Origin of the sequence: Streptomyces finlayi, assembly GCF_014216315.1 — a bacterium.
In the GTDB taxonomy this organism is placed as follows: Bacteria; Actinomycetota; Actinomycetes; order Streptomycetales; family Streptomycetaceae; genus Streptomyces; species Streptomyces finlayi_A.
Window position 1 is genome coordinate 990,514 of sequence record NZ_CP045702.1, and the last position, 22,736, is coordinate 1,013,249.

21 protein-coding genes, 1 tRNA gene and 1 pseudogene are annotated in these 22,736 nt (G+C 65.3%); 18 read left to right on the forward strand and 5 right to left on the reverse strand.

The window, feature by feature from the left end:
• Positions 1–432: 432 nt before the first annotated feature.
• The 4 genes from F0344_RS04630 to F0344_RS35410 all read right to left on the reverse strand — a co-directional run bounded on the left by F0344_RS04630 (position 433) and on the right by F0344_RS35410 (position 5,200).
• Positions 433–1,155: a GntR family transcriptional regulator gene (locus F0344_RS04630; RefSeq protein WP_185297549.1), complete on the reverse strand. Its 723-nt coding sequence runs from the start codon at positions 1,153–1,155 to the stop codon at positions 433–435.
• Positions 1,156–1,455: 300 nt separating this feature from the next.
• A complete protein-coding gene (locus F0344_RS04635) occupies positions 1,456–3,198 on the reverse strand; it encodes a pyruvate dehydrogenase (RefSeq protein ID WP_185297550.1) in 1,743 nt (580 codons plus the stop codon).
• Between the two features lie 65 nt (positions 3,199–3,263).
• The gene (locus F0344_RS04640; RefSeq protein ID WP_185297551.1) at positions 3,264–4,847 is read right to left on the reverse strand and encodes a protein phosphatase 2C domain-containing protein; all 1,584 of its coding nucleotides are present in this window, start codon (positions 4,845–4,847) and stop codon (positions 3,264–3,266) included.
• A gap of 113 nt (positions 4,848–4,960) precedes the next feature.
• On the reverse strand, positions 4,961–5,200 hold the full coding sequence (locus F0344_RS35410) for a hypothetical protein (RefSeq protein ID WP_258049667.1): 240 nt from the start codon (positions 5,198–5,200) through the stop codon (positions 4,961–4,963).
• A gap of 280 nt (positions 5,201–5,480) precedes the next feature.
• Between F0344_RS35410 and F0344_RS04650 the strand changes: the two genes are divergently transcribed.
• Both F0344_RS04650 and F0344_RS04655 read left to right on the forward strand, forming a co-directional pair.
• Entirely contained in the window at positions 5,481–6,470 is a 990-nt protein-coding gene (locus F0344_RS04650; protein WP_185297552.1) for a helix-turn-helix transcriptional regulator, read from the forward strand.
• A 72-nt stretch (positions 6,471–6,542) separates the two neighbouring features.
• Complete coding sequence (locus F0344_RS04655; RefSeq protein ID WP_185297553.1) at positions 6,543–7,025, forward strand: DUF456 domain-containing protein; 483 nt, start codon at positions 6,543–6,545, stop codon at positions 7,023–7,025.
• A gap of 113 nt (positions 7,026–7,138) precedes the next feature.
• On the opposite strand, the pseudogene F0344_RS04660 reads toward F0344_RS04655, so the two are convergent.
• Positions 7,139–8,041 (reverse strand): annotated as a pseudogene (locus tag F0344_RS04660) (AlkA N-terminal domain-containing protein); the annotation flags it as partial.
• A gap of 88 nt (positions 8,042–8,129) precedes the next feature.
• Here F0344_RS04660 and F0344_RS04665 point away from each other — a divergent pair.
• From F0344_RS04665 to F0344_RS04740, 16 genes are all read left to right on the forward strand, one after another.
• Positions 8,130–9,965, forward strand: coding sequence for a recombinase family protein (locus F0344_RS04665; protein ID WP_185297554.1), 1,836 nt, complete (start codon positions 8,130–8,132; stop codon positions 9,963–9,965).
• 377 nt (positions 9,966–10,342) lie between these two features.
• Positions 10,343–10,415, forward strand: a tRNA-Lys gene (locus tag F0344_RS04670).
• Positions 10,416–10,711: 296 nt separating this feature from the next.
• Positions 10,712–10,948 carry a hypothetical protein gene (locus F0344_RS04675; protein WP_185297555.1) on the forward strand — a complete coding sequence of 79 codons (237 nt, stop codon included), beginning with the start codon at positions 10,712–10,714 and terminating at the stop codon, positions 10,946–10,948.
• A 243-nt stretch (positions 10,949–11,191) separates the two neighbouring features.
• Positions 11,192–11,365 (forward strand): HNH endonuclease, encoded by a 174-nt coding sequence (locus tag F0344_RS35415; RefSeq protein ID WP_258050237.1) that lies wholly within the window; start codon positions 11,192–11,194, stop codon positions 11,363–11,365.
• Between the two features lie 266 nt (positions 11,366–11,631).
• Complete coding sequence (locus F0344_RS04685) at positions 11,632–12,003, forward strand: phage terminase small subunit P27 family (protein WP_374940142.1); 372 nt, start codon at positions 11,632–11,634, stop codon at positions 12,001–12,003.
• A 12-nt stretch (positions 12,004–12,015) separates the two neighbouring features.
• The gene (locus F0344_RS04690) at positions 12,016–13,605 is read left to right on the forward strand and encodes a terminase large subunit domain-containing protein (RefSeq protein WP_185297558.1); all 1,590 of its coding nucleotides are present in this window, start codon (positions 12,016–12,018) and stop codon (positions 13,603–13,605) included.
• A gap of 37 nt (positions 13,606–13,642) precedes the next feature.
• A complete protein-coding gene (locus tag F0344_RS04695; protein ID WP_219732106.1) occupies positions 13,643–15,001 on the forward strand; it encodes a phage portal protein in 1,359 nt (452 codons plus the stop codon).
• Positions 14,985–15,626 carry an HK97 family phage prohead protease gene (locus F0344_RS04700; protein ID WP_185297559.1) on the forward strand — a complete coding sequence of 214 codons (642 nt, stop codon included), beginning with the start codon at positions 14,985–14,987 and terminating at the stop codon, positions 15,624–15,626. The genes F0344_RS04695 and F0344_RS04700 overlap by 17 nt, the downstream gene beginning before the upstream one ends.
• Positions 15,627–15,636: 10 nt before the next feature.
• Positions 15,637–16,821 carry a phage major capsid protein gene (locus F0344_RS04705; protein WP_185297560.1) on the forward strand — a complete coding sequence of 395 codons (1,185 nt, stop codon included), beginning with the start codon at positions 15,637–15,639 and terminating at the stop codon, positions 16,819–16,821.
• A gap of 70 nt (positions 16,822–16,891) precedes the next feature.
• Positions 16,892–17,260: a hypothetical protein gene (locus tag F0344_RS04710; RefSeq protein ID WP_185297561.1), complete on the forward strand. Its 369-nt coding sequence runs from the start codon at positions 16,892–16,894 to the stop codon at positions 17,258–17,260.
• 8 nt (positions 17,261–17,268) lie between these two features.
• Entirely contained in the window at positions 17,269–17,706 is a 438-nt protein-coding gene (locus F0344_RS04715; protein WP_185297562.1) for a hypothetical protein, read from the forward strand.
• Positions 17,707–17,717: 11 nt separating this feature from the next.
• The gene (locus F0344_RS04720; protein WP_185297563.1) at positions 17,718–18,704 is read left to right on the forward strand and encodes a phage tail tube protein; all 987 of its coding nucleotides are present in this window, start codon (positions 17,718–17,720) and stop codon (positions 18,702–18,704) included.
• A gap of 59 nt (positions 18,705–18,763) precedes the next feature.
• Entirely contained in the window at positions 18,764–19,135 is a 372-nt protein-coding gene (locus tag F0344_RS04725; protein ID WP_219732108.1) for a hypothetical protein, read from the forward strand.
• A 3-nt stretch (positions 19,136–19,138) separates the two neighbouring features.
• Complete coding sequence (locus F0344_RS04730; protein ID WP_185297565.1) at positions 19,139–19,426, forward strand: hypothetical protein; 288 nt, start codon at positions 19,139–19,141, stop codon at positions 19,424–19,426.
• 243 nt (positions 19,427–19,669) lie between these two features.
• Positions 19,670–21,832: a phage tail tape measure protein gene (locus F0344_RS04735; protein WP_185297566.1), complete on the forward strand. Its 2,163-nt coding sequence runs from the start codon at positions 19,670–19,672 to the stop codon at positions 21,830–21,832.
• A gap of 71 nt (positions 21,833–21,903) precedes the next feature.
• Complete coding sequence (locus F0344_RS04740) at positions 21,904–22,716, forward strand: hypothetical protein (RefSeq protein ID WP_185297567.1); 813 nt, start codon at positions 21,904–21,906, stop codon at positions 22,714–22,716.
• The last annotated feature ends 20 nt before the right edge of the window (positions 22,717–22,736 follow it).

The window sequence follows — 22,736 nt, forward strand, 5'->3', positions numbered from 1 at the left end:
GCTGTACAATTGCACATGTCACATGGCTATGGAAGATGTCGCACAACCTTCATTTGCACGCCAACTCGCCGCCGCACCAGACTTGGTGGAGCGATAGCCCGACAGAGACCTGACCTCACGGAGTGGGCCGCCCATGCCACTGCCGCCGGAATCCCGAATCCCGAGCACCTAGTGACAACGGGCCCTGGAACGGGCGCAGTTGCTGGTTCCCGAGGTCGGAGTGGAGGTGGATTCGCTCTACACCGCCGACATCACCGCACCCGAACGATGCCGAGCCTTCTACCCGGCCGCTATACGGGTCATCGTCGAAGGGGCCATGAACGGGAGATGTTGCTCACGTCAGCCCTTGAAGCCCTGGCTCCTGAGGACGGGGCACGGCTCGTTTCGTTTCGTCCGCGCCGCAACGCACCGCCGACGGGCCATCAACGACGCTCAGGCGCCGTCGAGGTCGAGCCATACCTGCTTGGCCGGCGCATCCTCGGACTCCTCCGCTCCGGGGGCCGCCCACAGCTTTCGGACATGTGACATATGAGCGAGCATGAACGCCTCGGCGCGCGGCCCGTCTCCGGCGACCATCACGTCGAGGAGCTGGACATGCTCCTCCGCCGAGGCCGTCAACTGCCCTGTCTCGGCGAGCCGGTTGAGACCGAAGAGCCGTGAACGCTTGCGCAGGTCGCCGACCTCTTCCACCAGTCGGCGGTTTCCTGCCAGCCCGAGCAGTTCGAGGTGGAAACGCCGGTCGGCCTCCAGGTAGGCCAGGATGTCGTTCGCCCGGGCGGCTTCGACGATCTCCAGGGCGAGCGGCCGCAGCTCCTCCAACTGCCACGCCTTGCCCATCCGGGCGATGCGGCCGACCGTCGGGGCCTCGATCATGGCGCGGAGCTCGGTGAAGTCATCGAGATCCTGCTCGGTCAGCTCGGTGATCCGGAAACCCTTGTTGCGTACCGCTTCGACCAGTCCCTCCCGGGCCAGGTCGAGCATGGCCTCGCGTACAGGAGTGGCCGAGACCCCGAACTGGGAGGCGAGCGCAGGAGCGGAATGGATCGTGCCCGGACGAAGCTCCCCGGCGATGAGCGCCGCTCTCAGGGCATGGGCCACACGGTCACGCAGATGCTCTTGCGCCGAGATCACGTTGAGCGACGTCAGGCGGGCCATGTGTGTTCCTCCAGCACCGTGCGGAGTCACAGAATACAATGTCACGTTGCCGATCGGACCTGCCGTTTCCGAGCTGTGGATATCACGTTCCGGCACGTGCGTTCCGGTGGACCGCGGCGGCCACCACCAAGTCCCCCCAGCCCATTCCGACGCTCTTGAAGAACCGGGGCCGTCCGGCGGAGGCCAGATCCTTGGCAAGGTCCGGGCGGGTCACCAACTCTGCCAGATCGGCCTGGCTTGGCCCGGCGTACCCCGCTGTGACCGGCGTGAGCCGGACCCCGCTCATGGGCGCCAGAGACCTCAGGGGCGTGGCACGTTACGGAGGTTGGAGCGGGCCATCTGGAGCATCCGGCCCACTCCCCCGTCCAGCACGATCTTGCCGGCGGACAGCGCGAAGCCGGACACCATCTCGGTACTGATCCTCGGCGGGATGGACAGCGCGTTCGGGTCGGTGACCACGTCGACGAGGGCGGGGCCCTTGTGCTTGAAGGCGCCCTTGAGCGCGCCCGCCAGCTGCTTGGGCTTCTCCACGCGGACCCCGTAGGCTCCGGCGGCCCGCGCGACGGCGGCGAAGTCCGGGTTCTTGTTCGTCGTCCCGAACGAGGGCAGTCCGGCCACCAACATCTCCAGCTCGACCATGCCGAGGGACGAGTTGTTGAAGAGGACGACCTTCACGGGAAGGTCGTACTGGACCAGGGTGAGGAAGTCGCCCATGAGCATGGTGAATCCGCCGTCACCGGACATGGAGACGACCTGCCGGTCACGGTCCACGAACTGTGCGCCGATCGCCTGTGGCAGTGCGTTGGCCATCGAGCCGTGACTGAACGAACCGATGACCCTGCGCTTGCCGTTCGGGGTCAGATAGCGCGCCGCCCACACATTGCACATACCGGTGTCGACGGTGAACACGGCGTCTTCGTCAGCCAGTTCGTCGAGCACCGCGGCGACGTACTCCGGGTGGATCGGTACGTGCTTGTCGACCTTTCGGGTGTACGCCTTGACGACACCCTCCAGCGCGTCGGTGTGCTTCTTCAGCATCCGGTCGAGGAACTTGCGGTCGGTCTTGGCCTTCACCCGCGGGGTCAGACAGCGCAGCGTCTCGCGGACATCACCCCAGACCGCGAGATCGAGTTTGGACCGCCGGCCCAGGCGTTCGGGGCGCACATCGACCTGGACGATCTTCACATCGTCCGGGAGGAAGGCGTTGTACGGGAAGTCGGTGCCGAGCAGGATGAGGAGGTCGCACTCGTGAGTCGCCTCGTAGGCGGCCCCGTAGCCGAGCAGCCCGCTCATGCCGACATCGAACGGGTTGTCGTACTGGATCCATTCCTTGCCCCGCAGCGCGTGCCCGACCGGGGACTTCACCCGCTCCGCGAACTCCATGACCTCGGCGTGCGCGCCCGCGGTGCCGCTGCCGCAGAACAAGGTGACGCGTTTCGCCTCGTCGACCATCCGGCAGAGCTTCTCGATCTCCCCGTCCCCCGGCCGGACCGTCGGCCGGGTGGTGACGAGCGCGTGCTCGATCGACTTCTCCGGGGCCGGCCGTGAGGCGATGTCGCCCGGCATCGTCACGACGCTGACGCCGCCCCTGCCGATGGCGTGCTGAATGGCCGTCTGGAGCAGTCTCGGCATCTGCTGCGGGTTGGAGATCATCTCGTTGTAGTGGCTGCACTCCTGGAAGAGCAGCTCCGGATGGGTCTCCTGGAAGTAGCCGAGACCGATCTCGCCGGACGGGAGGTGGGAGGCGAGGGCGAGCACCGGTGCCATGGAGCGGTGGGCGTCGTAGAGGCCGTTGATGAGGTGCAGATTGCCGGGCCCGCACGAGCCGGCGCAGGCCGCCAGACTGCCGGTGATCTGGGCTTCCGCACCGGCGGCGAACGCGGCGGTCTCCTCGTGCCTGACCTGGATCCAGTCGATGGCCGCGTTACGCCGGATGGCGTCGACGACGGGGTTGAGGCTGTCGCCGACGACGCCGTACAGCCGCTTCACCCCCGCCCGCACGAGGATGTCGACGAACTGCTCCGACACGTTCTGCTTGGCCATGGGTGCGCACCCTCTCCACTGTGCTCCGTGCTCCTGTGGAATCCATCAACCCATGGCCCGGGTGATCACGCCTCCCAGACGGCGGCGCTCGTGCGGTCGTCGGCGTACCCCTTGATCCGGAGCTGGGTGTCCGCGAGATAGCCGGCCAGTCCCGGCGGACCGGCGGACGACCAGCGCTCGGCGAGCTCCTTGGCGAGGGCGGGTTCGCCGCGCATCGGTTCGGCGAGGCCGCTGCTGCAGAGCAGGAGGGTGTCCCCCGGGCAGGCGACCGAGGCGCGGAAGCGGAAGGGCTCGGACGGCGGCGGGACGGGGCTCTCGACGTACGGGGACGGGGCTGTCGTGATCTGGAGGTCCATGGTCAGCCGGTCCCCTTCGGCTCCTTCCTCGCCCTCCGCCCCGCCGGACGGCGGCGCGGAACCGAAGCCGACGACGGCGTCACCGGTGAGGGCCGCGGGGTCGGGAACACGGGGTTCGAGGTCCTGCCACACACCGGCGCGGAGCCGGAAGAGACCACCCGCGCCGACACCGAAGAAGACCCGGGTGCGGCACTGCGGATCGGCCGACAGGAGAAGACAGCGCAGGCTCGCGGTGTACGCGTCGGGTTCGAGGCCGAGTTCGGCCGCCCGCGCGCGCAGCTTGCCGTAGGTGCGGTCGGTGAGGCGGTGGAGTCCGGATTTGAGGTCGCCGCGACGGCCCTCCCTTATGTCTGCGGAGAGTCTGGCGTAACTACGGCCGACGGCTCCGCCGATCCAGTGGACGGCATCGGCCGCCGCGAGCTGCGCCCCTTCGGCCGCGCGGGCACCGCCGGCGATCGCGATGAGTACGAGGGCGCTCTCCGCGGCGCCGAAACGGGCGGTGAGCAGAGCGTCGCGCCGGGGTTCGCCCCGGAAGCGGGCGGAGTCGCCGCGTACCGAGGCGGCCCGCAGCGTGTAGGTCCCGTAGCGGGCGCCGTCGAGCACCGTGTCGGGGACGAGCCCCTGGAGATCCATGGAACTGGAGGCCGGCAGGGCGGAGGGTTCGGCGTCATAGGTGGGCGGCCGGTCGCCGAGGTAGTCGAGCGGCGGGCGGGCGGCGGGGACGGCAACCGGGTCGGACACGGTGTCGGCGGTACGGGTGGCGGGGTGTTCCCGGTCGGCCGCGTCGGCGGTCACCTCGGCCGCCGGTGGAGGCGGAGGTGCGGGGAAACTGCGGGGAGGCGGGAATCCGGAGGGCGGCTCCCACGGCGCCCGGACCGCCATCACGGGCGGCGAAGTCGCGGGCGTCGGAGCAACTGGCGGTGCAGCGGCGGGCGGTGGCGCGACGGGTGGCGACACGGCGGGCGGTGGCGACACTGATGGCGAAGCGACGGGTGGCTCGGGCTCCCGCGCCGCCTCCGTCGCCGTTTCCCACCCGGGAACCGGTTCCGGCATCGGTTCCGGCATCGGTTCCGGCATCGGTTCCGGCATCGGCTTCCGCGCCGGCTCCGCTTCCGGTTCACGACCGGCGTCCACGCGGTCGGCCGCAGGACCCACCGCGTCCGACGCGGAGTCGAAGCGGTCGTCCAGACTGTCGGCCGCGCTGCTCGGCCCGGTGTCCGGCGCGGTCTCGTCGTACAGCCTGCGCCACCAGTCGTCCTCATGGGCGGCGGGCCAATCCCCCTGCTGACTCATGCCCTTATTGTCCACCGCGAGGGGCGTACGAAAACGGGTCATCCGGAAAAGAGGTCCGCCGGGAGGCCCAACCCCCCACGGGAGGGACGCCCGGCGGACCGGTCGGGACGTGGTCAGCGCACGCCGTACGCGGCGACCACGGTCTGGATGACGGAGTTGCCATGGAGACGACGTCGGCCTCGTTGTCGACGGCCCACTGCATACCGGCGATGTGTGCCCGCGCGGTCGGCGCTCACCAGGACCTGGTCGCCCGTGACGAGCGTGACGGTGACCGGTGCGGCGGTCCCCGCGACCGCGGCCGCGCTGCCGGTCAGGGGCCTGTTGGCGCTCGCGTCGTCCTGTGGCGACGCCACGGACGGTGCCGGTCGCGGTGACGGCCAGGACGGCGGCGGTGGCCACTCCCAGCGCCGTGCGCGATATCGGGCGCATCGCTCTCCCTGGTTCATTCCGTACTGAAGCGGCACAAGCCGCCACGTTCCAGAGGTGATTGGTGCTGCGGTGGCGCCACATTGGCAGAGTGGTCACCCGCACGGGGGATGATGTAGGCGGCGGGTTTACGCCGTGGCCTTTCCCGCCACGGCTGGTCGTCCGGAACGCACCTCGTGCGACCGCCATGTCCGGGGAGGGTCGAGGATGCTGAGTGCGATAGGTCTCGACGAGAGACAGGAAGCGACGTACCGCGTGCTCGTCGCGGCGGGGGCTGCGGAGGTCTCCGATCTCGCGCACCGGCTGGGGCTCCCGCAGACGGACACGGAGCGGGCGCTGCGCCGGCTGGAGCACCAGGGCCTCGCGGCCCAGTCGTCGGCGAGGCCCGGGCGCTGGGTGGCCGCACCACCCGGGGTGGCCCTGGGCGCCCTGCTCATCCAGCAGCGGCACGAGCTGGAGCAGGCGGAGCTGGCGGCGTCCCTGCTCGCCGAGGAGTACCGCGCGGAGGCGAGCGAGCCCGCCGTGCACGATCTGGTGGAGGTGGTGACCGGGGCGAGCGCGGTGACCCACCGGTTCCATCAGTTGCAGCTCGGCGCGGTGTCGGAGGTCTGTGCCCTGGTGACCGGCATGCCGATCGCGGTGACCGGCATGGAGAACGAGCCCGAGGAACGCGCGGCGAACCGCGGGGTGTCCTACCGCGTCGTGGTCGAGCGCGAAGTGCTGGGGCTGCCGTCGGGAATACTGGAGCTGTCGGCCGCCCTGAGCCGCAACGAGCAGTGCCGGGTGGTCGACCGGGTCCCGACCAAGCTGGTCGTCGCCGACGGCAGTCTCGCCATGGTGCCGCTGACCGGACGCGGAGCGGAACCCGCCGCTCTGGTCGTCCATGCCAGTGGGCTGCTGGAGTCGCTCACGGGCCTGTTCGAAGCGGTGTGGCGGGATGCGATGCCGTTGCGGCTCGGCGAGAGCGGCTGGGTGCGGGAGGAGACGACGGGACCCGATCCGACGGATCTGGAGATCCTGTCGCTCCTGTTGGCCGGGCTGACGGACGCGAGTGTGGCGAAGCAACTGGATCTGGGGCTGCGGACCGTCCAGCGACGGGTCAAGGGCCTCATGGAGCTGACCGGGGTGTCGACGCGGCTGCAGTTGGGCTGGCACACGTACGAACGGGGCTGGGTGGCCCGTACGCCACGCGCCTGACCGTACGGCTCCCGCGCCCTCTCGGACCTGCGCTGACAGGCGGGGCCCGGTGGATTCCGGCAGGGTGGTGGGATGGGTGTGTGGCAGCTCGTCGCCGTCGGCGTGGTCATGCTGCTCGGGCTGGTCGGCGTGCTGGTGCCGGGCGTGCCGGGGCCGGCGATGGTCTGGTCCGCCGTGCTGTGGTGGGCCCTGACGGACGTGGGCCAGGACGCCTGGGCCGTACTGATCGGCGCAACGGCCCTGCTCCTGTTGAACCAGGCACTCAAACCGCTGCTGCCACCGCGCCGCCCCGGCGCCTCCGGTGCGCCGCGCGGGACCCTGACGCTCGGCGGGATCGCGGCGATCCTCGGCTTCTTCGTCGTGCCGGTGGTGGGCGCGGTCGTGGGGTATGTCGGGGCGATCTACGGTGCCGAGAGGCTACGGCTGGGCAGCCGGGGCGCGGGCTGGACGTCGGTGCGTTCCGTCATGCGGGCGACGGGCTATTCGGTGCTCGTGGAGCTGTTCGTCTGCCTGCTGGTGGCGGGCGCGTGGCTGGTCGCGGTCATCTGGGGCTGACCGTCCATGCGCTCGCGTACGGGTCCCGCCATCGGCATCAGGGGCGGGAGCGGCAGCTCCACGCCGACGCGGAGACGGCCGCAGGCGTACCGCGTCGGGGCTGCCCGCGTGCGTCAGGCGGGCGTGCGCTGTCCGTCGAGTTCCAGGTGGCGTACGGCGTACGAACGCCAGGGCCGCCACGCTTCGCCTTCCGGTGTCCCGTCCGGGTCCACGTCCGGATCGCCGAGCGCCCGCATCCTGATCAGGGCCGCTGCGCGGAGGCCGATGCCCGGGAGCCGCAGCAGCGCCCGCTCCGCCTCGTCCCGGTCGGCCCCGGCGTCGAGCCGCACCTCGCCGTCCGCGAGCGCGGCGGCCAGGGCCCGCAGGGCGGGGTCACCTGCGGAGCCGGCCAGCGATCCCGGCTCAGGAAAGAGATGGGTCAGCCCGCCGCAGGGGACGTCGAGGACCTTCCCGTACCGCTCGACCAGTTCCTCGGCCGCCGCACGGCCCACGAGGGTGCGTACGGCGAACTCGTCGGGGTCGGCGGCGCCCGGCGAGCGGAGCCCGGGGCGGGCGGCGACCAGCGGTGCGAGCAGCGGATCGGCGCCGAGCGTCTCACCGACGGCACAGGGGTCGGCATCCAGATCGAGCAGCCTGCGCAGCCGCTGCACGGCGGTCGTCAGGTCGCGGAGATCGGTGAGGTGGATCCTGGCCTCCAGCCATGGCCCGGCCGACTCCTCGTCGACGGCGACGATGCCCGCGCCGTACGGAAGCGTGAGCGTGCGCCGGTAGGTCCGGTGGCCCGGTTCACCGCTGATCTCCTCGATCCGCCTGACCGTATCGGCGGCGAGCAGGTCGAAGACCTCCCGGGCCGCGTACGGTCCCCGGTGGGCGAGCCGGAGCGGAATCCCGGACCGGTTCCCGTCCCGGACGCCCGCGCCCAGCCCGGTACCCGACTCCGCGCGCAGGGCGCTGGGGGTACGGGCGTAGATCTGCCGGATCGTGTCGTTGAACTGGCGCACGCTGGCGAACCCGGAGGGAGACAACTGACACTTCAGGAGTCCCCTGCCCATGATGGCAAAACCGCAGGTCAGCGGCGGGTATCTCACTCCCTCACTGGGGGGCATGACTACCACCTTGCGCGGCCTCTCCGTCCTCCGCCTGTCCGTACTCACGGACGAAACCACGAGCCCCGAACGTCAGCGAGACGCGAACCACCTTGCCGCCGGAGCCCTGAACATCGACCTTGCAGGGCGCGAAGCGGTAGACCTGGGTGTCAGCGCGTCCAAGACAACGCCGTTCGAGCGGCCGGAGCTGGGCGATTGGCTCAAACGCCCCAGCGAATACGACGCGTTGGTCTTTTGGCGCTTTGACCGTGCCGTTCGATCCATGGACGACATGCACGAGCTGTCAAAATGGGCGCGCGACAACCGCAAGATGATCGTCTTCGCTGAAGGTCCGGGCGGGCGATTGGTGCTGGATTTCCGCGACGCGCTCAACCCAATGGCGCAACTCATGGTCACGCTGTTCGCCTTCGCCGCGCAAATGGAAGCTCAGGCCATTCGGGAACGCGTCACCGGCGCTCAGGCAGCAATGCGCGTCATGCCGCTTCGTTGGCGTGGTTCTCGCCCCCCGTACGGATACCTGCCCGAAGCGCTTGCTGACGGGGGAATGACGCTCGTACAGGACAAGAAAGCCGTCAAGGTCATTATGCGCATCATCAAGGAACTGATGCGCGACAAGACCGCTTCAGCCATCGCCGCCGAGCTGAACGAGGCGGGCATTCTATCGCCGCGCGACCATTGGAGCCTGATAAAGGGCCGCAAGACCGGTGGCAAGGTGGGCAACAGCACGGGCGAAAAGATCGAAAAGGACAAGTTCAAATGGCGCCACAACACAATTAAAAAACTACTCACATCGGAAACCTTGCTCGGCTGGAAAATGACCGACAACGGGCCCGTCCGCGACAGCGAAGGCGCCCCGATCATGGCGACCCGCGAACCAATCCTCACGCGCGAGGAATTCGACGCCGTAGGGGCGCTCTTCACGGACCACAACCCCGACAAGACAAAGTGGTTCCGCGTTGACAGCGTGGCAATGCTGCTGCGCGTAATTCTGTGCGATGGCTGCGGGGAAAACATGTCTGTCGGGCGCCCGTCCGCGAACAGTAAGGGCATTTCCGAGGTCTACAAATGTGGCTCGTGGGGACGCGGGGAAAAGTGCCCGTCACCCTCAAGCGTGAAGCTCGAATGGGCGGAAGAGTACGTCCGGGACCGGTTCCTAGCGGCTGTCGGAGGAATGCAGCTCACAGAGACGCGTTACATTCCCGGGTATGACCCGCAACCTGAAATCGACGCCACAACGGCCGAATACGAAGCCCACATGGGCGAGCAAGGGCAGCAGGAGAGCAAGGCAGCACAAGCGGCATGGAAGCGGCGCGCAACGGCCCTTGACGCACGCCTTGCGGAGCTTGAGACTCGCGAAGCGCGACCGGCACGCACCGAAGTCGTCCAACTGGGCGTGACCATCGCGGACGCGTGGCGGGACGCTGACGACAAGAGCCGGCGGGACATGCTCCGTGAGGCAGGGGTCACGATCCGAATCAAACGGGCTAAGCGCGGACGTGTCTTCAAGCTGAACGAAGACCGCGTGGTCTGGAACATGGCCAACGACTACTTCACCCAGGGCGCCAAAGAGCTTGAAGCCATCGCAGACGCGGAGCACCCCGTTACGACGCGCGCGCAAGAGCAGCTACGCAACAAGCTCAAGGCGCGGCGCGCTGCTGACCAACTCGCCTTCAACGTTCAGCAACTCGTCAGCGATGCGGCGGCAACACAAGCGAGCGAAGCGCCGGAGCCCCGGGAAGCCGTAGCAGCCCGGTATGACGCACTCATGACCGACCACGACGAAGCCGACCGCGCAGACGTTGAGGCACGGGCGAACGAGCTACGTATCAAATAGGACAGCGAAGGGGCGCCGATCCACCCGGGTTGGTGCCCTTTTCGTGCGCCTATGGGTCGTTAGTTAGTCTAACTATGAGTTCCTTCGTCACGGTCAGCGGAGAGCGTCACGGGCTCTGAGCTGGGAGAAGTGACGTAGTGACGAAGTTTCTTGAAATCTGGATTAACACCTACACACATAGAGAGCAATCCAGGATTCGAGCCCCTTCGTCACAGCGTCACTCGTCCCCGCCTCGCTGCCTGGCAGGTATCTCACTCCCTTCATATAGGTAGAGGGGAAACGCACCGCGCATCAAGTATCGATACGCAACGGCGGTCAGAGTGCGTCCCCTCGGTTGCCGGGTTCTCCGTCGTTTCTTGCGACGTTGAGACCCGTGCGCTTCCGTAGCTCAGTTGGTAGAGCACTGGCCTCTTAAGCCGGGTGTCGTTGGTTCGAGTCCAACCGGAAGCACGCTGGGAAGACACGCATTGGTCCGTGGACCTGGGCTTAGGCCCGTAAGTGGCAGACGGGGCGTGTCATGGGTGGGTGTGGTTAGCCTGCCCGCATCGCGATACGGAGTGCCGACTAGAAGTAAGGCGTGGTCGGTTGCCCGCTCACAGGGCATGCAGGGATCTTGGGGTGCCTGACCGGTTCGAATCCGGACTATCGCGCGGAGCTATCAGCGACCCCGTAACGGGCTACGGAAGGCATAACACTCCTTCTTCGCGCAACCGCGCGGACTGATCGCGTTTCGAAAGGGGCTCAGGATGAGCGGCTACACCTGGGCTTGGCTTGCGTGGCTGGGCGCGTTCGTCGCCATTGAGGGCCGTGCGCTGCTGAACAAGTCAGCCGGCGACACCCTGAGCGAGCATGTGTGGCAGTGGTTCGCTACTGCCCAGGGCTCCACGGGTAAGCCTTCGGGCTGGGTTCGGTTGCGCCGTTTCGGGCTGCTTGCCTTCATGGCGTGGCTCACTGCGCATTTCATGACGGGCGGACGCTTCTAACCTGATCACGTGATTGGGCAGGGGGGGGTGCTTCTCCCGTGTAGTCATTCTGAAACAGGGGGGGTGCCCATGCGTACGCGCTGTCTGGATTGCCGGGGGTGGGCTACCCATGAGGGCCGATGCCGTACCCACCACGCTGACTACAACGCACGTCGCTCTGTGAAGTCGCATGCTAAGCGTCGTGCGGCTATCGCTCGTGGGAACAATGCTGCGGCCAGACTTCGGCGCGCTGTGCGTAAGAGCATGGGCGCTGAGTGCCGCGTCTGCCTTCGGTTCTGCCTGCCTAGTCAGCTTGACATTGACCACGTTGTACCACTCGCAAAGGGTGGCGAAGACGTGGACGAGAACGTTCAAGCTCTGTGCAAGCTGTGCCACAAGGCGAAGACCGCGATGGATTTCGGAAAGCGTCCCTTCTAGGAGGGGAGAGCGGTCCGAAAGTTCAGACCGGTACGTCACAGCGATCCCGGCCCCAGCTCGGAAAACGCACGCTAGGTGTAGCCCCGGTTTTTAGCCGGCGCCCCTTGCGCTGACCTGGGTCGACGGGATTCTGTCCTGCTTTGTCCCGCCCGCGAAGGCACCCGTTAAGGGGAAGGTAAGCCCGTTTAGGGGGTGTCATGAGCCACGCTAAGAGCCCTGAGTTTCGGACCGGAAACGCGAACGGCGCATCTGACGTTGTCGCCCCCGTGGTCTACGAAGGTCGTGCGCCGCGTGCTCCGGGCCACCTGGGGGCAGCGGGCAAGGAAGTGTGGCGGAACGTCTGGCAAGCCGGTAGCGGCGCGTACAGCCCTGACACTGACCGCAACGTCATCCTCCGGTACGCGGAGCTTTACGACCGGCGGGCGGAGCTACTGGGGCAGGTGTCTGCGGACGGGCTTACCCAGGAAGGCAGTACGGGTCAGCTCGTGGCTCACCCGCTGCTGCGGTACGTGGAGTCAACAGAGCGTGAGATGCGCGCCATTGAGTCCGCGATTGGTTTCACCCCTGAGGCGCGTATGCGGCTGGGGCTTGTGGCTGCTGAGGCGCGCAAGGTTGCAGCGGGTCCTGAGGACTTCTAAGGGGGGTTTCGCGTGGCGCTCAAAAAGGTCACGTGGACCGAAGCGGGTATTGACCGTGTAATCGCCCGACACATTCCGGCTGACGCGCCGTTCCCATCTGAGGGCTACCGGGTCGCGAAGTGGATTGAAGAGTTCTGCTACCTCACCGGTTCGTTCGCCGGCCAAAAGTTCCGGCTGCTTCCCTGGCAGCGCGAACTACTCGTGGACGCGTACGAGCTGACGCAAGACACGTTCGGCAGGTGGCGCCGCAAGCACCGCACGGTTTGTGTGTGCGTGGCGCGCAAGAACGGCAAGAGCACTATTGCCGCTGCCATCATGCTCTACCACCTTGTGGCCGACCGGGCGGACGCACAACGTCAGATCATCGCTGCGGCGAATGACAGAAACCAAGCCCGGATGGTTTTCGACGCGGCCAAGCAAATGGTCAACGCAAGCCCGAAGCTCTCCGCTGTGTGCACGGTGCAGCGTGACGTGATTCGGTACAAGGACAACACGTACCGGGTGGTCAGCGCCGACGCGGGACGGCAACAGGGCCTTAACCCTTCGTCGGTCTCGTTGGATGAGTACGCGTTCAGCAAGAACAGCGACCTCTTTGACGCTCTGACGCTGGGTTCCGCCGCGCGTAATCAACCCATGTTCCTGATCATCAGCACCGCCGGACCGGACCCGGACGGACCCTTTGCCGCGCTGTGTGAGCAAGGGGAGCGTGTCAACTCCGGCGAAGCCGATGATCCCACCCTGTTCTTCCGGTCGTGGGGGCCGAAGCTGGGCGAGACGGTTGACCATCTAGACCCTGAGGTCTGGAAGCGCTGCAACCCTTCGTTCGAGATTCTGAACGCCGATGACTTCAAGGCTGCTGCTCAGCGGAGTACGGAAGCTAGCTTCCGAATTTACCGGTTGAGTCAGTTCGTGCGTGGCGCTAGCACGTGGTTGCCGCACGGGCTTTGGGATTCGCTCGTGCAGCACGACGACGAACTTGAGCCCGGAGACGAAGTTGTCTGTGGGTTCGATGGCTCATGGAAGGGCGACAGTACAGCCCTTGTCGCTTGCCGCGTACGCGACTTGAAAGTGTTCGTCCTCGGTCACTGGGAAGCGCCGGCCGATGATGTGCATTGGCGGGTTCCCATGGCGGACGTCCGCGACGCGCTTCACGAAGCCCTAGACACGTACCGGGTCCGCAACTTGGTGGCCGACCCGTACCGCTGGGAAGAGACGCTAGACAACCTTGAGGCTGACGGCTTCCCGGTTGAGGCGTTTCCGACCAACTCATTGAAGCGCATGATCCCGGCAACTCAGGCGGTTTACGACGCTTGCAGGGATGCCCGGTTGTGCCACGACGGTAACCCGGCCCTTGCTCGGCACATCGGTAACGCTGTGCTCCGCGAGGACAAGAACGGCGCCCGGGTGACGAAGGAATACGCGGCAAGCCGTCGAAAGATTGACCTTGCTATCGCGATGATCCTTGCCGTCCACGGCGCGGTCATGTGGCGCGAAGACAACGGCGTTACGGATACCGCGATCGTCGCGACCTGGGAGGGGGACGACGGGCAGGTGTTCACGTCCGGCCTGCTCGATGCGGGCGACTACTTCTCTGACATCTGACCCAATCGCGTGATTGGGTTCCTGACCCGATGGGGGCATGGTGGGTTTCTGGTCTGCACTCTTCGGGCGGGACGAGTCTCCGGAGCTTGAGCACGAACGCGCGTGGGAGCCGTATGACCCTTCGCTGTACAGCTTCGGCAGTACGGCAGCGAGCGGCGAGCGGGTCACGCCTCATGAGGCGCTACAGGTGTCTGCCGTTTTCGGGTGTGTGCGGCTGCTCTCCGAGACGATTGCGACGCTGCCCATTACGGTGTTCAGCTCACGTGGTGGCTCACGTCGGGAGGTTGACGCGCCCGCGTGGATTGCCTACCCGAACGCTGAGCCTGGGGGTATGGGGCTGATTGACATTCTGTCTCAGACAGTGCTGTCACTCCTACTTGAGGGCAACGCGTTCCTTGCCGTTCGTTGGCAGGGGCCGAACGTGGTTGGGCTTGACGTGCTGGACCCAACGAAGATCCACGTGCACATGGTGCAGACGGAGCCGAACGGCGTTCGCCGCAAGGTGTTTGAGGCGTTCGACGTGGACGCGGACGGCAACGAAGTGTTGCTTGGGTGGTTCACTCCGCGCGACGTCCTTCACATTCCAGGGATGATGCTTCCCGGTGAGTTCGTCGGGTGCTCCCCCATCACGTACGCGCGTGAGTCCATCGGGCTTGCGCTTGCCTCTCAAAAGTACGGCAGCAAGTTTTTTGCGAACGGGGCTATGCCGGGAGCCGTGGTTGAGGTTCCGGGCACCATGTCTGAGGAAGGTCTTTCCCGCGCCCGTGAAGCGTGGCGAGCGGCCAACTCCGGGGTAGACAACGCGCACCGCGTGGCGCTGCTGACTGAGGGTGCGAAGTTTTCCAAGGTGGCGATGAGCCCCGACGAAGCCCAGTTCCTTCAGACACGACAGTTTCAGGTGCCTGAGATTGCGCGCATTTTCGGCGTACCGCCGCACCTGATCAGCGACGCAACAAACTCAACGTCGTGGGGCTCCGGACTTGCTGAGCAGAACATTGCCTTCAGCATGTTCAGCCTTCGCCCGTGGCTTGCTCGCATTGAGTCCGGGCTTAACCGGCTGCTGTTCGCTGAGACGGCTGACCGCAAAAAGTTCGTGAAGTTCAACCTAGACGAAATCAAGCGCGGCGCCCCGAAGGAGCGAATGACGCTTTGGAGTCTGGGGCTTCAGAACGGGATCTACTGCGCTGACGACGTGCGCGCCGCTGAGGACTTGCCGCCGCTTCCTGACGGGCTTGGTCAGGTCTTCCGTGTCCCGATGAACCTTAAGGCCGTGGACGCGCCGGAGCCGGAGCCTACTCCGCCGGCTGCTGAGGCAGATTCCCCGATTGCGGAACCGGACGATGAGCCGGACGGGTCGGATGACGAAGGGCCCAAGGAAGATGACGGAGACGCGTGAGCTTCGTGTTGCTGTCGGGGAACTGGAAGAGCGCTCGTCGGGTGACGGGCGCATTTCTATGCGCGGATACGCGTACCGCTTCAACGAGCTGTCGCAAGACCTGGGTGGGTTTCGCGAACGGATCGTTCCGGGTGCGGGTGCTCCGTCGCTGCGACAGAACGACGTATACGCCACGTTCAACCACAACTCATCGGCGCTGCTGGGGCGTACTTCGTCCGGCACGCTTCGGGTTGGTGAAGACCGCGAAGGCGGCTTCTACGAAATTGACCTTCCGGATACAACGGTGGGCCGTGATGTTGCTGAGCTTCTGAAGCGCGGTGACTTGAAGGGCTCAAGTTTCACGTTCCGGGTGCTGGACGGCGGGCAGCGTCGGGCAGATGACGACGATCCGGAAACGGGTCTTCCCGTCCGCGAAATCACTGCAATGGATGTTTCGGAGCTAGGCCCGGTTACTAACCCTGCCTACCTCACAACTCAGGCTTCTCTTCGTTCTGTTGAAGAAGCGCTGTGCATCGGGGAGTTCGCGCCCCCGGCTTCTGACGAAGTGCGCGATTCCCAGCCGGCGGAAGTTGCCCCGGCTTCTCACCCTGACGCGCGTGCTCTCGTCCGCGCTCTTTCCCAGTAAGGGGCTCCACATGGACGCAACTACTCTGTCCGCGAACTTTGAGGCGCGTGAGCGTGCAACTGCTGAGCTTCGGTCGCTTGCCGACGAGTTCGCGGGTGCTGCGATGGACGCTGAGGCGGTGGCCAAGGAAGAGCGTCTTCTCGCTGCGGTCGCTGACTTTGACGGCCGGATCAAGCGCGGTATTGAGGCGATCAAGGCGACCGACGCTGTCACTTCGCTTCTGTCCGGTCTTCAGGGCTCGGCCCCCGGTTCCGGTACCCAGCGTTCGGCGGACGTAGACGACGCTGCGACCCTTCGTTCTGGCAACCTGGGCGAGTCGCGCGCGTTCGAGTTCGCCCCTGAGAAGCGGGACGGTACGAAGGCAGGTAACCCGAACGTTCTGAGCCGGACCCTTTACGGTCAGCTCATCGCTCAGGCGGTTGAGCGGTCCGCGATCATGCGCGGCGGTGCGACCACGTTCACCACGTCGGACGCCAACCCGATGGACTTCACCGTTATCACGGGTCGGTCTACCGCTGCGATTGTCGGGGAGGGGCAGGAAGTCCCGGAGTCCTACCCGACCACGATTCAGCGGAGCATGGGCGGTTTCAAGTACGGTCACGCTGCGGTCGTCTCGTACGAGTTCGCGACTGATCAGGTTCTCGACCTCATCGGGTTCCTTGTCTCGGACGCGGGTCCGGCCATTGGTGACGGCATGGCTCGCCACTTCCTTACCGGTACCGGCACGGGTCAGCCGCGCGGCATCCTGACCGACGCTTCGCCGGCTAACGCGACCTTCGCCCTGACCGACACGGACAGCACGGTTTCCGACGCGCTGATTGACCTGTTCCACGAGGTCCCGTCTTCGTACCGCCGGAACGCGAAGTACGTTGTCAACGACCTTCGCGCGGCGCAGATGCGGAAGCTGAAGGACGCGAACGGTCAGTACCTGTGGCAGTCGGGCCTTACGGTCGGCGCCCCGGACTCCTTCAACGGCAAGATCGTTGAGAGCGATGACGGTATGCCCGTCAACAAGATCCTGTTTGCGGACCTGAGCAAGTACCGGGTCCGCTTCGCTGGGTCGCTCCGCGTGGACCGTTCCACTGACGTCAAGTTCTCCACGGACGAGATTGTTTACCGGTTCCTTCAGCGTGCGGACGGGCTGCTTGTTGACACCCGTGGCGCGAAGGTTCTGACCGTGGGTACGGGCGCCTGATCCCTTCCAGTTGGGGGCGAACCTGATCACCGTGATTGGGTTCGCCCCCTTGCCCTGAGAGGGGGAACGGGTGGCATACGCAACCCTTGACGAAGTTCGCTCGCTTGACGGGCTGGACGATGCGGGACTCTTCCCGGACGAGATGCTGTCAGACGGCATTGACTTCGCGGTGGAGACGGTAGAGGCGTACACGGGGCAGCGCTGGGACACGGCGGAGAACCCGACCCCGGAGACGATCCGTTGGTGCGTGCGGACTCTCGCGCGGCAATACGTGCTTGATCACGTGTCCCGTATCCCTGATCGCGCGCTTCAGCTTCAGGCGGAGTTCGGGTCAATTCAGTTGGCACAAGCCGGGGGCAATTGGCGCCCCACTTCGCTGCCTGAGGTGAACGCGAAGCTCAACCTGTACCGCGTGCGCCTTCCGTTCATCTTCATGTAGGGGCGCTCGTGGCACTGATTTTTGATGTGAAGGTCGCCCTGTACGAAGCCATTCGGGCGGCGGTGCCCGGGGGTGTGCAAGTCACGTTTGCCGAGACGGGCGATACCGGCCGGCGCAAGCAAGTGTGGCTAGGGGCAACGACCGATGACGACTTGACTCCTGCGGCTATGCGCGTTGGGCCGAAGCCGACGAACGTCACGGGCTACGTGGAAGTTCAGGCGGTTGTGATCGTGCCTGGTAGTCCGGTCAACGCGGAACGCGCAGCGTACGAGCTTCGCGACTACGTGAAGGACGCGTGCGGCGCCGTGAACTCCAACCTTGCTGTGGTCCCTGGGCTGCAAGACGTCCGGCCTGAGTCGTCCAGCGTGGAAACGGCAGAGACAACTGACGGCGCCTTCAGCGCGCTAACCCTTCGCGTCCGGGTCCGTGGGCGCGTGTATCAGTAAAGGGGCGCAACATGGCGCTTGACGCAAGCATTGGCATTGGTCGCGAAGACTCGTACGGCGCGCTGTCGGGCGTGGTTGAGGGGTACGAGGGTCAGGCGGATTCCTGGAAGACCACTCGCGAGTTCATCGAAAGCGTGGGCTTCCGGGCGGGTATGCAGACCGCACGCGCCGACCGGCGGAACGTGGTCAACATGGGCGGGGAAGGCGAGCTTGAGTGTGACCTGTTGGACGCGGGCGCCGGTTCGCTGCTGACCGCCGCATTCGACAAGGTCACCGTTACCGACACGGGCGGGGTGAAGACCACTGTCCTTGAGACGTCGGACGTGTCCGAAGCCCCTTCGTTCTCCGCACAGATGGTGCGCCCCGGGACCGATGGCAGCAAGGTTGCTTACAAGCACCTGGGCTGCGTGGCTACTGAGTGGACCCTGAACGCTGAGGTTGAGGAGAACGTCAAGCTCACTGTCGGCTTTGACTTTCAGGACGTTGCGCACACGAGCGTTCCGGCTCAGATCGTCGCCCCGACGTACCCACTTGAGGCGTACCCGTACGACTGGACGCGCACCGCTGTTGAGCTGTCCCGCGATGGTTCAGCGGTGGCGTTCGATGCCACGTCCGTTGAGCTGTCGGGCGACCTGGGCATGAAGACTGACCGGCGCTTCCTTCGTGCCAACGAGCTGAAGAAGAAGCCGATTCGCAACGCGGTGCCCACGTACGAAGGCACGGTTGAGGGCGAGTTCAACGCCGCGTCGCTGGGGCTGTATGAGGCGTTCATTGCGGGTGAAGTCTGCGCGGTCAAGGTGACCTTCCTCGGGCTGCTTCCCGGGGCTTCGCTGACAGTGGAGTGCCCCGCGATCCAGTTCACGGGCGAGTCTCCCGAAGCTGCGACGGATGAAGTCACCGTGCATAACCTGCCGTTCCGCGTGCTTGACCCGGGTACTCCGGGGGTTGCGGCTATCAAGCTGACGTACGTGGAGCCTGGCACGAGCGTTGATGGCTAATGGCTCAGCGCTCCGCGTACACGATTCGCGTTGATGGCCTTCGGGAGTTTCAGCGGAACGTGCGCACCCTGAGGGATAAGGAACTCAACAAGGCTGTTCGTGAAGCGAACAAGGCTTCCGGTGAAGTCCTTATCCCTCAGGCGAAGCGCGAAAGTCCGGACGGTAGGCGAGACGCGAAGTCGTCTAAGAAGTACCGCCCGGGAAAGCTGGACAAGTCCATCAAGGTCACGGCGTCCGCGAAGGGCGCTGTCATCAAGGCCGGCTCAGCGTCGCGCGTGCCGTATGCCGCGCAAGTTCACTTCGGGTGGCCATCACGCGGGCAGCGAGCGAACCGGTTCCTATTCCGCGCCATGGCGCGCAAGTCCACTCAGGTTGCAGCGACGTACGAGCGCCGCATTGCTGCCGTTGTACAAAAGTATTTGGAGAGCTGACACATGCCCGCGAAGAAGCCCGTCAAGACCGCGTCCACTGAGATGCCGAACGTTCTTGACCTCAAGCTTGACTCTCTCACCATCGGTGAAATTTGCGCCATTGAGGACATCACCGGTCAGCCGCTGGACTCGCTGAACAAGGCGGGGGCGAAGCGCGGCCCGATGCTCAAGGCCATGGCGTACATCGTCATGAAGCGGAAGAACCCTGACTTTACCGTGGCGGACGCGGACAACCTTCAGATCGAGTTCAAGGGGAAGTCTCCGGCGGACCCTACCGCAGCCAACGCGTAGTTGCTTGCGCGCGCCTGATTGGGCACTTTCGCGGGCTTACGTGGGCGGACGTGCAAGGCATGGAGTTGCGCGATTTCAACGCGTTGGTTGACCAAATGATTGAGGACGTTGAGGCGGAGAAGCGCGAGACGAAGCGCGCTGGACGTGGCAGGGGCACGAGCCCTAGCGGTGGTGGGGAACGGCGTACGCCGGTCATGACGTAGGGGGTGTGTTGTGGCCGGTCGGCCGATTCAGGTCACCATCATGGGTGACGCGGACCAGCTTTCTCAGACGCTGGATCAGGCAGCCGATGAAGTCAGCGCGTTTGGCGAACAGGCCAAGGGGCTAGCGCTCGTGGCGGGCGGGGCTATTGCGGTCGGCATCGGCGCCGGTATCGCGTCGGCGCTTGAGAAGGAAGTGGGCAACGATCTACTTGCCGCGCAGCTTGGTGCGTCGCCGGCTGAGGCGAAGAAGCTGGGTGAGGCAGCGGGTTCGGTTTACGCGGACGGGTACGGCGAATCCGTGGCCGATGCGAACGAAGCGCTTAAGGGTCTTTGGCAGCAGGGGCTAGTTCCGGCTGGGGCGACCGCTGACGAAATGGCGGAGATCAGCAAAAAGGCGATGGACGTTGCAACCGTTCTGGGCGAAGAAGTGGGCCCGACGTCCAGCGCTGTTGGGCAGATGCTCAAGACGGGTATGGCGAAGAATGCCGACGAAGCCTTTGACATCCTTGTACGCGGCGCCCAGGAAGGCGGCAACAAGGCTGAAGACCTGTTGGACACCTTCAATGAGTACGGCGTTCAGTTCAAGGGGCTGGGTCTCGAAGGCAAGCAAGCAATGGGGCTCATATCTCAGGGGCTTCAGGCGGGCGCGCGAGACGGCGACCTTGTGGCGGATTCGCTGAAGGAGTTCGGTCTCATTGTGCGCGCGGGTGGCGAAGACGTCGATGCCGCATACAAGAAGATGGGTCTGTCCGGTAAGGACATGACGAAGGCGATTGCCGAAGGTGGGCCGGCGGCTGCTCAGGCACTCGATCAGACGCTAGACAAGCTGCGCGCGGTTAAGGACCCTGCGGAGCGTTCGGCGCTAGCAGTGTCGCTCTTCGGCACTCAGGCTGAGGACATGCAAGACGCGCTCTTCGCGCTGGACCCCTCGAAGGCGGTTGAGTCGCTGGGCAAGGTGGACGGCGCGGCGAAGTCTGCGGGCGACACGATGCACGACAACGCGGCTACGAAGGTGAAGCAGTTCACGCGGGCGCTTACGGGCTTCGCTACTGACGTGCTGGGGCGAACGGTGATTCCGGCGGTCGAGTTGATTGCCGGGAAGTTGGGCGCGGTTGGTTCTGCGTTCGCTGCAACTGCCGGGTTCGTCAGTCAGCACAGCGGCATTTTCGGCACCATCGCGGGACTGATTACCGTGATCCTCCTGCCTTCGCTTATCGCGTGGGGGGTGACAGCGACTCAGGCAGCGATTGCCAACGTGACCGCGTGGGTTACGTCTGCCACGACGTCTACCACTTCGGCGGCAACCCAGGTGCTAGCGCATTGGTCGGTCGTGGGTGGGTGGCTCAAGTCTGCGGCAACAGCGATTGCTAGCGCGGCTAGCGTGGTTGCCGGCTGGGTGCTCATGGGTGCTCAGGCGATGATTCAGGCTGCGCGGATGGCTGCGGCATGGCTTATCGCAATGGGACCTATCGGGTTGTTGATCGCTGCGATTGTGGCCCTTGTCGTTATCGTCGTCGCCAACTGGGACACGATCCGGGAAAAGACTCTTGCCGCCTTCCAGTGGGTGTGGGAATGGGTCAAGAAGATTTTCGGTTGGCTGAAGGATTTGTTCCTGAACTTCACCGGCCCCGGGCTGATTATTAAGCACTGGGACAAGATCGTCAGCGCAACCCGTAGTGCGTTCAACTGGGTGAAGAACCTAGCGAAGGACGGAATCAACTCGGTCGTATCCTTCTTCGCTAGTCTCCCTGGGCGCATCCTGAGTCAGGGGGCGCGGGTGCTCAGCGCGGCAAAGGGCATCGGCAAGTACATCGTGGACGGCATGCGCAACGGGCTCAGCAAGCTGGGCGGCTTTGCGTCGTCGCTTCATGCCACCGTGACGCGGGCGGTCAAGGGTGCAGTCAACGGCGTGGTTGACCTGTTGAACTGGGCGATCCCGAACAAGCTGGGCATGGGTCCGCTGAGCATCGACATTCCCGACAACCCAATCCCCCGCGTTCGCGCCATGGGTGGACCGGCGGGCGGTCGGGTTCGAGTTGGTGAGCGCGGCCCTGAGGAAGTGGACTTGCCGTACGGCTCCACGGTCATTCCCAACCATCGACTTGGCTCCGGCGGTGGCGTCACGGTCAACGTCCAGTCCAGCGCCGACCCTTGGCAGATTGGGCGCGAAGTCGCGTGGGCATTGCGGACGGGCCCCGCGTAACCCAATCACGGTGATTAAGTCAGCCCCTCAGCCATAGCGCTGGGGGGCTTTCCCGTTAAGGAGGTAGCCCAGTGGCACAACTGAACGACTGGACTTGCGAGTTCAACGGTGTGGTCGTGGGTGAGCCCGATTCCCCTATATCCATCGCGGGGGTTGACGGGCTGCTGTCCGCGCCGGAGATCCGGACGTCAGATATCACTCTTGTTCAGCGCAACGGGCTCTGGCCTGGCCGCGATTACATGAACGGGCGCACGGTCACGCTGACGCTTGAGGTCTACGGAGCTACGCGCGAAGAGTTCACGGAAGCCCTCAATGCGCTTCAGGCAGCGTTCCAGCCGTGCACCGATGAACTACCCTTCCGGTTCCGTTTCCCGGGCGCAGCGGGCGACCAAACGGCGTACGTCAAGGCGCGTGTGCGTCGGCGCAGTGCTCCGCTGGACCTGAACTTCGCGTACCGCACCTGCAACATGGTTGTTGAGCTGTACGCAACTTCGCCGTTCATCAGCGGCGATGAGCCCCGCGCCATTCCAGTGCGCAGCATGAAGCGTGAAGGGACTGAGCCCGGGTACTCCCCCGTGTCCCACTTCGTTCAGTACGGCTCGTTCAACGCGCGTCCCGCCGTAGAGATTCACGGCGCCGTTTCCCCAACGCTGATAGATGACGTGACGGGCGAGTTTTTCGGCGTGAACTACACGGGCACGGTACGCGTGGACAGCGCGGCGCAGACAGTCACGGACGGGGTGGGAGCGTCCATCGCTGGACTCATCAAGCCGGGTTCCGTCTGGCCTGAGTACGTCCCGGGCGCGCATCGGCTGCGACTGCTGAGCAATGACGAGTTCACGCAAGCGACCGCCGCTGTCTCGTGGGTTGACCGCTGGGTCTAGGTATCTCACTCCCTTCGTGT

Excerpts from the sequence above, each read along its gene's own strand:
- F0344_RS04630 (WP_185297549.1), bottom strand. The coding sequence starts at position 1,155 with ATGGCCCGCCTGACGTCGCTCAACGTGATCTCGGCGCAAGAGCATCTG.
- F0344_RS04635 (WP_185297550.1), bottom strand. The coding sequence starts at position 3,198 with ATGGCCAAGCAGAACGTGTCGGAGCAGTTCGTCGACATCCTCGTGCGG.
- F0344_RS04640 (WP_185297551.1), bottom strand. The coding sequence starts at position 4,847 with ATGAGTCAGCAGGGGGATTGGCCCGCCGCCCATGAGGACGACTGGTGG.
- F0344_RS04650 (WP_185297552.1), top strand. The coding sequence starts at position 5,481 with ATGCTGAGTGCGATAGGTCTCGACGAGAGACAGGAAGCGACGTACCGC.
- F0344_RS04655 (WP_185297553.1), top strand. The coding sequence starts at position 6,543 with ATGGGTGTGTGGCAGCTCGTCGCCGTCGGCGTGGTCATGCTGCTCGGG.
- F0344_RS04665 (WP_185297554.1), top strand. The coding sequence starts at position 8,130 with ATGACTACCACCTTGCGCGGCCTCTCCGTCCTCCGCCTGTCCGTACTC.
- F0344_RS04675 (WP_185297555.1), top strand. The coding sequence starts at position 10,712 with ATGAGCGGCTACACCTGGGCTTGGCTTGCGTGGCTGGGCGCGTTCGTC.
- F0344_RS35415 (WP_258050237.1), top strand. The coding sequence starts at position 11,192 with ATGGGCGCTGAGTGCCGCGTCTGCCTTCGGTTCTGCCTGCCTAGTCAG.
- F0344_RS04695 (WP_219732106.1), top strand. The coding sequence starts at position 13,643 with ATGGTGGGTTTCTGGTCTGCACTCTTCGGGCGGGACGAGTCTCCGGAG.
- F0344_RS04700 (WP_185297559.1), top strand. The coding sequence starts at position 14,985 with ATGACGGAGACGCGTGAGCTTCGTGTTGCTGTCGGGGAACTGGAAGAG.
- F0344_RS04705 (WP_185297560.1), top strand. The coding sequence starts at position 15,637 with ATGGACGCAACTACTCTGTCCGCGAACTTTGAGGCGCGTGAGCGTGCA.
- F0344_RS04720 (WP_185297563.1), top strand. The coding sequence starts at position 17,718 with ATGGCGCTTGACGCAAGCATTGGCATTGGTCGCGAAGACTCGTACGGC.
- F0344_RS04730 (WP_185297565.1), top strand. The coding sequence starts at position 19,139 with ATGCCCGCGAAGAAGCCCGTCAAGACCGCGTCCACTGAGATGCCGAAC.
- F0344_RS04735 (WP_185297566.1), top strand. The coding sequence starts at position 19,670 with ATGGGTGACGCGGACCAGCTTTCTCAGACGCTGGATCAGGCAGCCGAT.